Source organism: Devosia sp. CN2-171 (assembly GCF_049354815.1).
Lineage (GTDB): Bacteria > Pseudomonadota > Alphaproteobacteria > Rhizobiales > Devosiaceae > Devosia_A.
Genome location: NZ_CP186479.1, coordinates 3,356,478 through 3,370,643, shown reverse-complemented (window position 1 = coordinate 3,370,643; position 14,166 = coordinate 3,356,478). Strand labels below are relative to the sequence as shown.

Sequence of the window (14,166 nt, the reverse complement as noted above, 5' to 3'; positions counted from 1 at the left end):
GGCAGGGATCCATCTCTCCGCCGGCGCCAGGTGGGGCTTGGATCCCAGCCTTCGCAGGAATGACACCGAGTTTTGATGGACTCTCAGCTCTTTGCCTCCAGCCACGCAAAAGACAAACGCCCGGACTATCGGGCTTCTGCGCTATGTTCGCGTGATCATGATTCGGGTGGATCTCTACTCTTGATGCCGGCAGGAAGCTGGTTGGGACGTGTAGTCGCGTTGAGCGCCGCACTGGCGCTTGCCTGCGGCCCGGTTGTGCTTGCCCAGGAACCACCGGCGACAACGCCTCCCGCCGCCGCACCCGAAACCAGCGCCCCCGCCGCAGAGCCGGCTGCGACGCCGCCATCGGCAAGCGAGCTTGGCCTCAAGCCCTCGATCGACTCTACTGCGCCTGCGACGCCTGGCGACCCCGAAATGGCGGCGCAGCAGAAGGCTCTCAACGAGATCGAGGCCTCGATCTCGCTGTCCAAGGAGCGGGCCGACGCGTTGAAAAAAGAGATCGCCGATATGCAGGGCGATCGCACCAAGCAGAACGCGGCACTGATCGCCGCGGCCGAGCGGGTGAAGCGGGCCGAAGCCGATATCGTCGGGCTCGAGGACAAGCTCGGCGACCTGATCGTCCAGGAGCTGGAAGTCCGCGGCCGGCTCGATGGCGCCGACAACAACATTTCCAATGTCCTCGCCGCGCTCGAGCGCATCTCGCGCAACCCGCCGCCGGCCCTGATCGTCAACCCGTCCGACGCACTTGGCTCCGCCCGTTCTGCCATCCTGATCTCCGCCATCCTGCCCGAGCTGCAGAAAAAGGCGGACGCGGTGATGGCCGACCTGACCAGGCTCGGCGAGATCAAGGCCGAGGCGCTGAAGCAGCAAGAACAGCTCGAGGCCAATCTCGAAATCCTCGAGGAAGAACAGCTGCGTATCGGCACCCTGATCGCCGCGCGCAAGGAAAACGAGAACCGTGTCAGCGCTGCTCTGGCAGGCGAAGAGGCGGCGGCTCAGGCCCTCGCCGACAAGGCGACATCGCTGAAGCAACTGATCGACGAACTGCAGCAGCGCGCCGCCGCGGTGCAGACGGCGGCCGAGGCAACGGCTGCCGCCAATGCCGGCGGCAGTGCCCCGGCCCTCGACCCGGGCACGGTAAAGCTCGCGCTCGCCAATACCAACCGCACCGAGCCGGCCGTACCCTTTGCCCAGGCCAAGGGTTTCCTCTCCATGCCCTCAAGCGGGGTGACGGTGATCGATTACGGTGCCGGCGACGGCTTCGGCGGCATCTCGCGCGGCCTCTCGGTTGTCACTCGGGCCGACGCCCAGGTGGTCTCTCCGGCCGATGGTTGGGTGCTGTTCACGGGCGACTACCTCAATTATGGCCAAATCATCATCCTCAATACCGGCCAGGACTACACGATGCTTCTCGCCGGGCTGGCCAAGGTCGACGTGCAGATCGGCCAGTTTGTAATGATGGGGGAACCCGTCGGCAGCATGGGGTCACAGACAATTGGCCGTACCGTTGCGACCAGTGCTGGTGTCTCTCGCCCGACCCTCTATATTGAGATGAGAAAGAACAACGAGCCCGTCGATCCCACCGGCTGGTGGGCCCCGGCCGCCGTTCCAACCCAGAGTGGATGATTATATGCGCCTGACGCCCCTCCGCATTGTTGCTACGATGGCCGCAGTGTTCACCCTCGGCCTGGCCTGTGCCCCGCTGATTGCGCAGGATCAAACGACGACACCCGCCGCGCCGGTGAGCGGTCCGCGCAGCTCCGACGAGGTCTATTCCGACCTCGATCTCTTCGGTGAGGTGTTCGACCGCATCCGCGCCGAGTATGTCGAGGCCCCCGATGAGCGCAAACTCATCCACGCCGCGCTGCAGGGCATGCTGACCTCGCTCGATCCGCACTCGAGCTACATGGAACCGGTCGAATATTCGGACGTCCAGGAAGACACCACCGGCCAGTTCGGCGGCCTCGGCATCGAAGTGCAGATGGAAGAGGGCGTGATCAAGGTCGTCTCCCCCATCGATGACACCCCCGCCGCCAAGGCCGGCATTCTCGCCGGCGACTTCATCGTCGAACTCGATGGCGTGCAGATTCAGGGCCTCACCCTCGACCAGGCGGTCGAGAAGATGCGCGGCCCGGTCGGTAGCAAGATCAAGGTGACCGTCGTCCGCGAGGGCGTTACGGAGCCGCTGAACTTCGAGCTAACCCGCGACATCATCGCGACCCGCGCCGCCCGCCTCACCATGCAGGGCGACGTCGCCGTCGTCCGCCTCGCCCGCTTCTCCGAGCAGGCCTTCCCGGGCATCCAGAAGGCGCTCGACGATGCCTACAAGCAGCTCGGCAAGGCCCCCAAGGGCATCATTCTCGACCTGCGCAACAACCCGGGCGGTCTCGTCGACCAGGCTGTGTCGGTGTCCGATGCGTTCCTCCACCAGGGCGCGGTGGTCCTGACCCGCGGCCGTATCGAGAGCGAAAGCTCGCGCTACGACGCCCGGCCCGACGCGCTCGACGAAAAGCTCGCCGCCGTTCCGCTGATCGTCTTGATCAATGGCGGCTCGGCCTCGGCGGCCGAAATCGTCGCTGGCGCGCTGCAGGACCACAAGCGCGCGACGCTCGTCGGCACGCGCTCCTTCGGCAAGGGTTCGGTGCAGTCGATCATCCCGCTCGGCGCCGACGGTGCCATGCGCCTGACCACCGCCCGCTACTACACGCCGAACAACCGCTCCATCCAGGCCTCCGGCATCCAGCCCGACATCGTCATCACCCAGGACGTGCCGGACGAATTCAAGGGCCGCGACGAGATCATCGGCGAAGCTGCGCTTCCCGGCGAAATCGGCGGCGGCACCGAGGAGAAGGCCACCGTCGGCTCGTCGGTCTATGTCCCGGCCGAGGCCGACAAGGACAACCAGCTGCAGTTCGCCATCAAGCTGATCGAAGGCACCGAGACCAACGCGGCCTTCCCGCCCAAGGCGGCCGGCTGACCAATCAGGGTTAACGCTTCGTTACCCTTTGCCGGTCACACAATGGATGAGGACAGGGCGGCCGATTCGCCGCCCTGTTTGATTCCGGGAACAGGCACCCTCCGCGATGACCGACCTCAGCGCCCCCCTGACCCGCCGTGGCGCCCGCAAGGATAAGGCCGGCGACGCTTCTAGCCATGGCCCGAGGCACATCCCCGTCACCCGCATCGCCCTCGGCCTCGTCGCGCTGATCGCCGTCGGCGTCGCCGCCCGCGTCATGCTGATCGATGATCCCGAAGGTGGCCGGCCCGCCGCCAGCGTGGCCATCGCCTCGACCAGCGCCAACAGCGTCGCGGGAGCCGTCACCGGTCCGAGCGAAGTCACCATTTCCGCCGATCCCGAGATGTTCCCGGCCGGGGTGCCAATCGGCGACGCTTCCGTGGACATCGCCGCGATCGATCCCGCTGCGACTGATCCGGACCTCGTCGAGGAAACCGAGTTCGGCGCCATCCCGCGCATGTCGAGCACTGGCGTCACGCCTTTCGCGGCCTATTCGCGCCCGGCCGTCTCGGGCAGCGGCAAGCCCCGCATAGCCATTGTCGTCTCGGGTCTCGGCCTCAACCAGGAGGGCACGCTCGAAGCTATCGACAAGCTGCCTGAGGAGGTGACCCTCTCCTTCGCACCCTATGGCAAGACGCTCGACCGCACCGTCAGCGTGGCGCGCGCCTCGGGCCACGAGGTCTTCCTCGAAGTGCCGCTCGAACCCTTCGACTATCCCGACAACGATCCTGGCCCGGACACCCTGCTCACCGGCCAGGCGCCGCGCGACAACCTGCAGAAGCTGTTCAACATCATGAGCAGCTTCTCGGGCTATGCCGGCATCATCAACAACATGGGCGCGCGCTTCACCGCCTCGGGCGCCGATTTCGGCCCGGTGATGGAGGAGCTCGGCGCGCGCGGCCTCGGCTATATCGACGACGGCTCCTCCAACCGCTCACTGGCGCCGCAGCTGGCGCAGGCCAACCGCGTGCCCTTCGCCCGCGTCGACGCCATGGTCGATGCCAATCCAGCGCGCGAACCGATCATGAAGGCGCTGGCTGAGCTCGAGAAAAAGGCGAAGCAATCGGGCTCCGCCATCGGCATCGTTTCGGCCTTGCCGGTCTCCATCGAAGCCGTTACCGACTGGGCGGCAAAGCTCGCCGACAAGGACATCGAGATCGTCCCCGCGAGCGCTCTGATGGGAGCCAATTGATGCCCAAGCGCGAGGAAATGCCGTACCGCGATTGCGTGGGCGTCGCTGTGTTCAACGCTCAGGGGCTGGTCTTCGCCGGCCGCCGCAAGCCCGAAGGCAATCCCGAGCACGTGACGGTCAACGATTCCCCCTGGCAGATGCCGCAGGGCGGCATCGACAAGGGCGAGACGCCGGTCGAAGCGGCCTGGCGCGAGCTGTTCGAGGAAACCTCGATCCAGACCGCCGAGTTGATCGCCGAAGCGCCCGAGTGGATCTATTACGACCTGCCCGACGAGGCGCTGGGTATCGCCCTCAAGGGAAAATACCGCGGGCAGCGCCAGCGCTGGTTCGCCTTCCGCTTCACTGGCAATGACAGCGAGATCAACGTCACCTCACCCGGCGGCGGTGCCCACCCCGCCGAGTTCGACAAATGGCGCTGGGAGGAGCTGACGAAGCTCCCCGACCTGATCGTGCCGTTCAAGCGGCAGGCGTATCTCGAGGTGGTGAAGACGTTCGCGCACGTGCCGGCTGGGGTACGGGGCTGAGTTTGCCCGACTGAGGCAGACGGCCAACCCCTTGCCTCCCTCCCCAATCCACGCCAAACCAATCCCATGAAAACCATCGGCCTCATCGGCGGCATGAGCTGGGAATCGACCGCCCACTACTACACCATCCTCAACCGCGAGACCGCCGCCCGCCTCGGCGGCCTGCACTCGGCGCCGGTGATCGTGCACTCGGTCGACTTCGCCCCGATCGAACAGATGCAGCGTGCTGGTGACTGGGACGGCGCCGGTGCCATCCTCGCCGGCATCGCCCGCTCGCTCGAAGCGCAGGGCGCCGGCGTCATCGGTCTCGCCACCAACACCATGCATATCTGCGCGCCGCAGATCGTCGCGGCGCTCGGCGTGCCCTTCGTCCACATCTCGCAGCCCACGGCGGATGCGCTGCTTGCCGACGGCATCGGGAAGGTCGGCCTGCTCGGCACGCGCTTCACCATGGAGAAGCGCTTCTATATCGAGGGGCTGGAGGCGCGTGGGCTTGAGGTGCTGGTGCCCGATGTCGGCATCACCAACCTCAACGGCATCATCTACGAAGAGCTGTGCCTCGGCATCGTGCGCGAGGAATCGCGCCGCACCTATGTCGACGCCATCACCCGGCTCGCCGGCCGCGGCGCCGAAGCGGTGATCCTCGGCTGCACCGAGATCTGCATGCTGATCGACGACAGCGTCAGCCCGCTGCCGACCTATGACACGACGGATTTGCACGCCAAGGCACTGGTGGCGGCGGCTCTGGCAGACTGACTGATAGCGAGGGGGCCGTCTGCATCGGCGATATCTTGGCGGCCTAAGCCGCCCGCTGCATCCCCGCTGCCCCATCCACCTGGAACACATCGACGATCCGGTCGAGCTCACTGGCCTGCGCCTCGGTCTGCTCGATCGCCGCATTGGTCTCTTCGACCAGCGCGGCGTTGTGCTGGGTCATCTCGTCCATCTGGCGGACCGCGGTGTTGACCTCTTCGATCGCCGCTGCCTGCTCCTGGCTGTCGCGGGCGATCCGTTCCATCAGCTGGTTCGACGACCGTGCTGCGCCGAGGATCGCCTCGAGCTTTTCCGCCGCCTCGGCCACCAGCCGCGAGCCGGAATTGACCTCGGCGCCTGACTGCTCGATCAGCGCCTTCACCTCGGACGATGCGCTGGCCGCCGACTGCGCCAGCCGCCGCACTTCCACCGCGACCACCGCAAAGCCCTTGCCGGCATCGCCCGCCCGTGCCGCCTCGACCGAGGCGTTGAGCGCCAACAGGTTCGTCTGGAAGGCAATGTCGTCGATCATCCCGATAATGTTGGAGATCTTCGACGACGAACTGGTGATCCGCTCCATCGCCGCGTTGGCCTGCTGCATGACGGCACCGCCCTGCTCGGCCGCGGCCGTAACGTGCCCGGCCGCCTCGCTGGCCTGGAAGGCGTTCTGAGCGTTCGAGCCGACGGTCGTCGCCAGTTGCTCCATCGCCGCCGAGGTCTCCTCGATCGTCGCTGCCTGCTTGGTGGTGCGTTCGCTGAGATCATTGGCGCCCGACAGGATTTCGCCCGTCGCCGTCTTCAGCCCGCGCGAGGTCTGCTTGAGCTGGCCGACGATCTCGGTCAGGCGCTCGGCCACGGCATTGGTGTCGTTCTTCAATCGCGCGAAGGCACCGCCATATTGGCCATGGACGCGCAGGGTGAGGTCGGTCTGCGCCAGCGCTGCCAGCACTTCACCGGTCTCGCTCAGCCCGCGATCGACAGTTCCGACCAGCGAGTTGACGCTGCCGGCGAGCGCATTGAGCTCCTGATCCGGGAACTCCGCCGCGACCCGGCGCGAAAAGTCGCCCTCGATGGCCGCATCGACCACGTCGCCGAAGGCGCGCTGCAGCTCGGCCATCATTTGGGCCCGCGCGTCCTGGTCGCGAATGATGCGCACGGCTTCCGCTTCGGTCATCGCCGCGACCTGCTTGCCGTTCTGGCGGAACACTTCGACGGCGCGGGCGAGGCTGCCCATCTCATCGACGCGCGCCGTACCGGCGACGGTCACGTCGTAGTTGCCCTCGGCCATGGTGGTGACCGTACGGCTCATCGCCCCGAGCGGCCCGCCGACAAAGGCGCGGATCAGGAGGAACAGTATGCCGCAGGCGACGAGCACGCAGATCGCCGAGAGTGCGAGGATGGTGTTACGGCCTTCCGTGACAGCGGCTTCGAGCGTCGCCACCGGCACCGAGGCGACCACGACCCAACGATCTTCGGTGCCCGCGACATTGAACGGCATCGCCGTCTGTCGCAGCGCCGTGCCATCGGCACCCGTCGTACCGGCGTCAGTCGCCACATTGTCGGCCAGTGCACTGGTGAATACCGCGCTCACCGGATCGGCCGGATCGAGCATCTTGCCGATCATCGCCGGATCGGGATGGGCGACGACGATACCGGTCGCCGACACGATGGTGATGCTGCCGGTGCCGAACGGCTTGATCTCGGCGATGCGCTGGTTGATGTCGTCGAGTGCCAGGTCGACGCCGCCGGTGCCGAGATAGGTGTCGCCGGCCTTGATCGGCTGGCCGAACGACATGATCAGCATGTCCTTGCCGGCAATGGTGTAGCGATAGGGCTCGATCGCGACGACACGGCCCAGTTCCTTGGGCTTCAGATAATAGTCGCCCGTGCCCGGCTGGTCGTAGCCGGTCAGCGGCTCGAGCACGATCTGCCCCGAGCCCCGGTTCCAGTACGGGATGTAGCGACCCGAGGCATCCGTGCCGGGCTTGCCGACCGCCGCAGCGTCGTTGCCGTCGAGCGCGTTGGGCTCCCAGCCCGACCAGGTGCCGATCAGGTTTGTGTTCTTTTCGAGGAACTGCCGGATCGTCGCGTCATAGACGGCGCGATCCTTGATTCCGGCCGCATGCAGCCCCTCGAGCGCCGACACGATCCCCTCGGCAGCGCGCTCACCCTTCAGCAACTCGGCCGAGACTTCGTTGGCGATGCCGCTGGTGGTCTGGGACTGCAGCTCCCGCGTCTGCGTTGCGATGGTGCTGCCGACCTGCTGCACCAGGACAGTCATGCCGACTGCGAAGACCGCCGCCAACGCGGCGCCCCCCAACAGTGCCACCTTGAGGGACAAAGAACGGATGCGCATGCGGGCGACGGCTCCTGCCGAAAAATGTTCTACGGCATAGAACGTGGCCGGCCGTTAAAGAACGGCTAACCACGCCGTCGCCCTGCCAAAAGTTTGTGCAGCCAACCAACCAACGGAAAGCCCGGCTACCTTCCGGCAGCCGGGCTCCGGCAGGAGTTACTCGTCCACTAGAACTCCGCCCAGTCCTGCGCCACGGCGGCGTTGCCGTTGCTCAGATAGCTCTTGGCCGCCACCTTGACCTTTTGCTGCAGCCCCCGCACCGAGCCGGGCTTACCCGTGTCCGGCATCGCCATGTCGGCCTCGCCATCGATCGAGAACACATCGACGATCCGGTCGAGTTCGTTCGCCTGGCCCTCCGTCTGCTCGATTGCTGCATTGGTCTGTTCGACCAGCGCTGCGTTCTGCTGGGTCATCTCGTCGAGTACCCGCACCGCTGAGCTGACTTCCTCGATCGCCGCCGCCTGCTCCTTGCTGGCATCGGCGATGGCCTCGATCAGGCTCGAGCTCTCGCGTGCCGTTTCCAGCATTGCGTTGAGCTTGCTCGCAGCTTCGGAGACCAATTTGGATCCCCCCGCAACTTCGGTGCCCGACTGCTCGATCAGTGCCTTCACCTCGCTCGAGGCGCTGGCTGCCGACTGCGCCAGCCGGCGCACCTCCACCGCAACCACGGCAAATCCCTTGCCGGCATCGCCGGCCCGGGCGGCCTCGACCGAGGCGTTGAGTGCCAAGAGGTTGGTCTGGAAGGCGATGTCGTCGATCATGCCGATAATGTTGGAGATCTTGCCCGACGACGAGGTGATCCGCTCCATCGCCGCGGTGGCCTTCTCCATCACGGCGCCGCCGTCGGTCGCCGTGCGGCTCACTTCCTGCGCCTTATTCGAGGCTTCGGCGGCGCGCGTCGCATTCTCGGCCACGGTTGCCGCCAGTTCTTCCATCGAGGCCGACGTCTCCTCGATCGTCGCCGCCTGCCTGGTGGTGCGCTCGCTCAGATCGTTGGCCCCAGACAGTATCTCGCCGGTTGCCGTCTTCAGCGCCCGCGACGTGGTCTGTAGCGACGTGACGATCTGGGTGATCCGCTCGAGCGAGGAGTTGAACGCCATGCGCAAGCCTTCGTACTGGCCGGTGAACGGGGTATCCACCCGCCCGCCCAGGTCGCCTTCCGCCATGCGCGCCAGCGAGGTTTTGAGCAGGTCGATGATCGCCTCGCTGCGCTTGCGCTCGGTGATGTCGGCGGCAAATTTCACCACCTTCACCGGCCTGCCGGCCGCATCGAACACCGGGTTGTACGAGGCCATGATCCAGACCTCCTTGCCGCCCTTGCCGACGCGCTTGAACTCGGCTGCGATGAACTCGCCGCCACGCAGCCGCGCCCAGAACTGCTCGTATTCGGCACTGGCGCCATAGCCCGGTTCGACGAACATGCGGTGATGCCGGCCCTGGATCTCGTCGAGCCGGTAGCCCAGCGTGTTGAGGAAGTTCTCGTTGGCCGTAACGATCGTCCCGTCGAGTTTGAACTCGATCACCGCCTGCGCCCGGCTGATCGCGGCGACCTGCCCGGCAAGATCGGCCGACCGGTTCTTCTGCTCGGTGATATCGGAGGCAAACTTGATGACTTTGACGGGCTTGCCCGCCTTGTCGAGGATCGGGTTATAGGTCGCCTGCAGCCAGATCTCCCGGCCACCTTTGCCGAACCGGCGATACTCGCCCGACTGGAACTGCCCGGCGCCCAGCGCGCGCCAGAACTCCGCATATTCCGCCGAGCCCGCAAGCTCGGGATCGACGAACATGCGGTGGTGCTTACCCTGGATCTCCTCGAGCGTGTAACCCACGGCGCCAACGAAATTGGCGTTGGCCGCAATGATCGTGCCGTCGAGCTTGAACTCGATCACCGCCTGGCTGCGGTTGATGGCATCGACCTTGCCGCGATCTTCAGAATGCGTACCGCCGGCAAGGCCGGCAAAAATAGAACGTCCCATGGCTTTCTGCCCCCAAAATCGCTTCTGCGAACTAACCGCGCAAAAATCGCACCGCGCCGCTTGCAGAACCCCCAATCCCGGCATGCGCATTAACGCGCGGTACACCATTACTTTCCTGCCCACGCATCCGTGAACAGTTACGACCCGCATAAGCAGAGACGCGTACTCCCGGGATATGGGATCAGGTTTTTCGTTGCGGGAATGGAAAGGGCGCCCGCAGGCGCCCTGGCAACGAACAGAGGCGATGAGTTCCCTAGAACTCGTTCCAGTCGGTGCTGATCGCGGCGTTGCCCTGTGCCAGGTACACCTGCCGGGCGCCGGCCCTGCCGGCAACTGGAGCAGCCGCCGCCCCACCCTCGACGGTGAAGACATCGACGATCCGGTCAAGCTCGGCCGCGCGTGCCTCAGTCTGCTCGATCGCGGCATTGGTCTCCTCGACCAGCGCCGCATTGTGCTGGGTCATCTCGTCGAGCGTACGCACCGCCACATTGACCTCCTCGATCGAAGAGGCCTGCGCCCGGCTCTCGCTGGCGATGCCCTGCAGGAGACCGTAATTGGTGCGCGCGCCCTCGAGCATGGCGCCGAGCTTGCCCGCCGCTTCCGCCACAAGGCGCGATCCGCCCGCCACTTCCGTACCCGACTGTTCGATCAGTGCCTTGACCTCAGACGAGGCGCTGGCCGCCGATTGCGCCAGCCGCCGCACTTCCACCGCAACCACCGCAAACCCCTTGCCGGCATCGCCGGCTCGCGCCGCTTCGACCGAGGCGTTCAGCGCGAGGAGGTTGGTCTGGAAGGCGATATCGTCGATCAGCCCGATGATGTTGGAGATCTTGGACGACGACTGGGTGATTCGCTCCATCGCCTCGGTCGCCGCGCGCATCACCTCGCCGCCCTGCTCGGCCGTCTTCGACACGTCGGCCGCATTGGTACTGGCCGACTCGGCGCGCTTGGCATTCTCGGTGACGGTGGCAGCCAGTTGCTCCATTGCCGCCGACGTCTCTTCGATTGTCGCCGCCTGCTTGGTGGTGCGTTCGCTGAGGTCGTTAGCGCCGGAGAGGATTTCGCCCGTCGCCGTCTTCAGCCCGCGCGACGTGGCGCGCAACTTCGTCACCACCTCGGTCAGCCGGTCGCCGACGGCGTTGGTGTCGTCCTTGAGACGCAGGAAAGCACCCTCGTAGTCGCCCTCCACGCGTTGTGTCAGGTCGGTGTTGGCCAGCGCGGTGAGCACGCCGCCTGTCTCGGTGAGGCCGCGCTCGACGGTTTCGAACAGCCCGTTGAACACCTGGGCGATGCCATCGAGGCTCGGATCGCCGAACATCGGAAGCCGTCCGGTGAAGTCGCCGCGCATGGCGGCACCGGTGTACTGGGTGAGCAACGCGCCCAGCTCGTTGCCGCGCTCGGTCCGCACGCGTTCCTCGGCGGCCGCGGCGTCGCTCTGCGCCGTCATCTGGGCCCGGCCGACGAGAGCGGCGCGGAAATCCGCCAGCACGTCGCCGAGCATCGCCATCTCGGTAACGATGCCGCCATGCTTCGCTTCGACCTCAAGGTCACCGGCAGACAGCCGCTTGAAGCCCGTCGTCATGCCGGCCAGCGGCTTGAGAAACAGGATGTTGGAGAAGATCAGCGTCGCGGCTGCGAGAAGGATGATCATGCCCAGACCGACCAGACTTGCGATGTCGCTCAGGTGGGCGGTCTGCTCGGCGTGCCCCATGAGTTCGGCGTTCGATGCCTCGATCGCATCGGATACCGCGCTCATCTTGCCTTCGAGTGCCTTGAATGCGTCGTTAAAGGCGGGCAACTCCGCCTTTGCTCCGCCCAAATTGCCATCGGCGACGGCGCCGACGACGTGCTCGGCCGAAGCGAGGTAGGCATTGAGCGGCTCGGTTACCGATGCGGCAGCTTCAATCACCGATTGCGGAACGTTGAGGCCGGCCTGCGCCATAACCGCTTCCCGCATGGCGTCGCCGTATTCGGCGATCTCGGCCTTACCCTCGGCAACGCCGTCGGTATTATAGGTGATGCCGGAATACATGGCGCGATAGACCACGCCGCGCAGCCCGTCATGCAGCATATCCGCCGTCATGTGGTGCCGTAGCGAACTCATCATCGCTCCCGACCCGCGCGAGGCCTCCTGGAAGCTCTGCGACACCATGAAGGTCATCGCCGAATAGATGCCGCCGATGAGAACGATCACCACGCCCAGTGCAACGACCACGACCCTCGTGGGGATGCCCTTGCCGAGCATCTTGCGCAAATGACCCAACCCGAACGCCATCTCGAACCTCCTGGTTCTCTGCGCGCCACCGACCGACCCGATAGGCAACGCTTAGGCGCTTATGGTTAATGCGCAGTTGCCAAGTGAGGCCTGGTTCAGAATTCCGCCCATTCGTCGGACTTGATCGCGGTGTTGCCGCGGCTGAGATAAGTCTTCGCGGCAGCCGCGACCTTCTGCTGGATCGCCTTGATCCCCTTGGGCTGCACGATGTCGGGCCCCGGCACGACCTCCGCCTGCGCCCCGAGCGTGAACACTGCAACAATCCGGTCGAGTTCGCTGGCCTGCGATTCCGTCTGTTCGATCGCTGCATTGGTCTCTTCCACCAGTGCCGCATTGTGCTGGGTCATCTCGTCCATCTGCCGGACGGCCGTATTGACCTCCTCGATGGCCGAAGCCTGCTCGCGACTGTCACGGGCAATGCCCTCGAGCAATTCGCGATTGCCACGTACCGCGACCAGCATGGCCTCGAGCTTTGCCGCCGCGTCGGCGACGAGCTTGGAGCCGGTCCGCACCTCGCCCGACGACTGCTCGATCAGCGCCTTGACCTCGGACGACGCACTCGCTGCCGATTGCGCCAACCGCCGCACTTCCACCGCGACCACGGCAAAACCCTTGCCGGCATCGCCGGCCCGCGCCGCTTCGACCGAGGCGTTGAGCGCGAGGAGGTTAGTCTGGAAGGCGATATCGTCGATCAGCCCGATGATGTTCGAAATCTTGGCCGAGCTCTCGGTGATCCGCCCCATCGCATCGTTGGCGCTGAGCATCACCGCCCCGCCCTCTTCGGCCACGAGGGTCACCTGCCCGGCATTGTCCGAAGCGCCGGCAGCCCGCTGCGCATTGGCGAGCACGGTAGTCGCCAGCTGCTCCATTGCCGCCGAGGTCTCTTCGATCGTCGCCGCCTGCTTGGTTGTGCGCTCGGATAGGTCATTGGCACCCGAGAGGATTTCGCCGGTGGCGGTCTTCAGATCGAACGAGGTCTTCTTGAGCTGGCCGATGATACCGGTCAGCTTCTCAGCGACGGTGTTGGTATTGTCCTTGAGCCGGGCGAACTCGCCCTGATACTCGCCCTCGATGCGCCGGCTGAGGTCGGCTCCTGCCAGCGCGGCAAGGACCGAGCCCGTCTCGCCAATCGACCGGTCCATGGTCTCGAGCAGAAGGTTAACCGACCCCGCCAGGCCGTTCAGCTCGGCATCGGCGAAGTCCGAGGCGACGCGCGCCGAGAAATCGCCGGCGACGGCTGCGCCGACGACGGCGCCGAACGAGCCCTGCAGCTCCTGCATCATCTTACGGCGTCTCTCCTCGTCGGCGAGAACCCGCTGGACGTCCGCGTCGGTCATCTCCCGCACCTTGAGCGAGTTTGCCCGGAACACCTCGACGGCGCGGGCCATGTCGCCCAGCTCGTCACGTCGCCCTGCGCCGTCCACCGACACCTCGAGGTTACCCTCCGCCAGCGCCGAGGCAGCACGCGTCAGCCGCGTCATCGGCGCCGTGACGTGACGCATCAGGAACAGCCCCAGCGATGCGATGGCTGCAGCGGCGATACCAATCCCGATCAGTCCATTGACCGCCTGCTGCGACAGGATATCGTCACGATGGACCGTCAGGTCCCATGCCATGGCGAAGCCGCCGATCAGCGCATGTTCCTTGCCAAAATAGGCGGGAAAGGCTGCATAGTGCACGCCGTCCGCAACCCGCGACACCAACTTGGCTCCGGTCACCGCCTCAGCGGCTGCAGCGGCTGCAAGCTCGGACCGCGCCGGGTCGGCGCCGAACAGCAGCAGCGACGTGCCCTGCGCATCCACCGCGCTCGCACCGACCAGCCCGAAGTCCGAGTCCGCTTCGTAGCCTGCCAGCGCTTCGCTGACCGGCTCGAGCTTGGCGAACCGGATGCTGCCGGCAAACTGCTCCGCCAGCACCGCGATCATCTTGTCCTGCTGACCGCTCAGCGTGTTCTCGACGCTTTGCAGGTTGCTCAGCGAACTGAGGAACATGGTCAGGCCGACGACCCCCAGCAGCGTTGCCGCCATGGGGACCAGAATCGCCGGGGCGAGATTGATGCGTATCGCCATCGTCG

The 14,166-nt window shown here is 65.8% G+C and carries 9 protein-coding genes; 5 read left to right on the top strand and 4 right to left on the bottom strand.

The genetic code is table 11. The annotated features are described in order from the left end of the window. Positions 1-201 precede the first annotated feature (201 nt). The 5 genes from ACOYW5_RS16720 (at position 202) to ACOYW5_RS16700 (ending at position 5,488) form a co-directional block, all read left to right on the top strand. The gene (locus ACOYW5_RS16720) at positions 202-1,626 is read left to right on the top strand and encodes a murein hydrolase activator EnvC family protein (RefSeq protein ID WP_423066025.1); all 1,425 of its coding nucleotides are present in this window, start codon (positions 202-204) and stop codon (positions 1,624-1,626) included. A 4-nt stretch (positions 1,627-1,630) separates the two neighbouring features. After that, positions 1,631-2,977, top strand: coding sequence for a S41 family peptidase (locus ACOYW5_RS16715; RefSeq protein ID WP_423066024.1), 1,347 nt, complete (start codon positions 1,631-1,633; stop codon positions 2,975-2,977). 106 nt (positions 2,978-3,083) lie between these two features. After that, positions 3,084-4,208: a divergent polysaccharide deacetylase family protein gene (locus tag ACOYW5_RS16710; RefSeq protein ID WP_423066023.1), complete on the top strand. Its 1,125-nt coding sequence runs from the start codon at positions 3,084-3,086 to the stop codon at positions 4,206-4,208. Next, positions 4,208-4,732: an RNA pyrophosphohydrolase gene (locus ACOYW5_RS16705; protein ID WP_423066022.1), complete on the top strand. Its 525-nt coding sequence runs from the start codon at positions 4,208-4,210 to the stop codon at positions 4,730-4,732. Before ACOYW5_RS16710 ends, ACOYW5_RS16705 begins: the two co-directional genes overlap by 1 nt. Before the next feature lie 66 nt (positions 4,733-4,798). Continuing rightward, positions 4,799-5,488, top strand: coding sequence for an aspartate/glutamate racemase family protein (locus tag ACOYW5_RS16700; RefSeq protein WP_423066021.1), 690 nt, complete (start codon positions 4,799-4,801; stop codon positions 5,486-5,488). Between the two features lie 43 nt (positions 5,489-5,531). Here ACOYW5_RS16700 and ACOYW5_RS16695 read toward each other — a convergent pair whose 3' ends face one another. The 4 genes from ACOYW5_RS16695 to ACOYW5_RS16680 form a co-directional block, all read right to left on the bottom strand. After that, positions 5,532-7,841: a methyl-accepting chemotaxis protein gene (locus ACOYW5_RS16695; RefSeq protein WP_423066020.1), complete on the bottom strand. Its 2,310-nt coding sequence runs from the start codon at positions 7,839-7,841 to the stop codon at positions 5,532-5,534. Between the two features lie 167 nt (positions 7,842-8,008). Then, on the bottom strand, positions 8,009-9,817 hold the full coding sequence (locus ACOYW5_RS16690) for a methyl-accepting chemotaxis protein (RefSeq protein ID WP_423066019.1): 1,809 nt from the start codon (positions 9,815-9,817) through the stop codon (positions 8,009-8,011). Positions 9,818-10,070: 253 nt separating this feature from the next. Next, positions 10,071-12,092: a methyl-accepting chemotaxis protein gene (locus tag ACOYW5_RS16685; RefSeq protein WP_423066018.1), complete on the bottom strand. Its 2,022-nt coding sequence runs from the start codon at positions 12,090-12,092 to the stop codon at positions 10,071-10,073. Positions 12,093-12,187: 95 nt separating this feature from the next. After that, the gene (locus ACOYW5_RS16680) at positions 12,188-14,161 is read right to left on the bottom strand and encodes a methyl-accepting chemotaxis protein (protein WP_423066017.1); all 1,974 of its coding nucleotides are present in this window, start codon (positions 14,159-14,161) and stop codon (positions 12,188-12,190) included. Positions 14,162-14,166: the final 5 nt, after the last annotated feature.

Excerpts from the sequence above, each read along its gene's own strand:
- ACOYW5_RS16695 (WP_423066020.1), bottom strand. The coding sequence starts at position 7,841 with ATGCGCATCCGTTCTTTGTCCCTCAAGGTGGCACTGTTGGGGGGCGCC.
- ACOYW5_RS16700 (WP_423066021.1), top strand. The coding sequence starts at position 4,799 with ATGAAAACCATCGGCCTCATCGGCGGCATGAGCTGGGAATCGACCGCC.
- ACOYW5_RS16710 (WP_423066023.1), top strand. The coding sequence starts at position 3,084 with ATGACCGACCTCAGCGCCCCCCTGACCCGCCGTGGCGCCCGCAAGGAT.
- ACOYW5_RS16715 (WP_423066024.1), top strand. The coding sequence starts at position 1,631 with ATGCGCCTGACGCCCCTCCGCATTGTTGCTACGATGGCCGCAGTGTTC.
- ACOYW5_RS16690 (WP_423066019.1), bottom strand. The coding sequence starts at position 9,817 with ATGGGACGTTCTATTTTTGCCGGCCTTGCCGGCGGTACGCATTCTGAA.
- ACOYW5_RS16685 (WP_423066018.1), bottom strand. The coding sequence starts at position 12,092 with ATGGCGTTCGGGTTGGGTCATTTGCGCAAGATGCTCGGCAAGGGCATC.
- ACOYW5_RS16680 (WP_423066017.1), bottom strand. The coding sequence starts at position 14,161 with ATGGCGATACGCATCAATCTCGCCCCGGCGATTCTGGTCCCCATGGCG.
- ACOYW5_RS16705 (WP_423066022.1), top strand. The coding sequence starts at position 4,208 with ATGCCCAAGCGCGAGGAAATGCCGTACCGCGATTGCGTGGGCGTCGCT.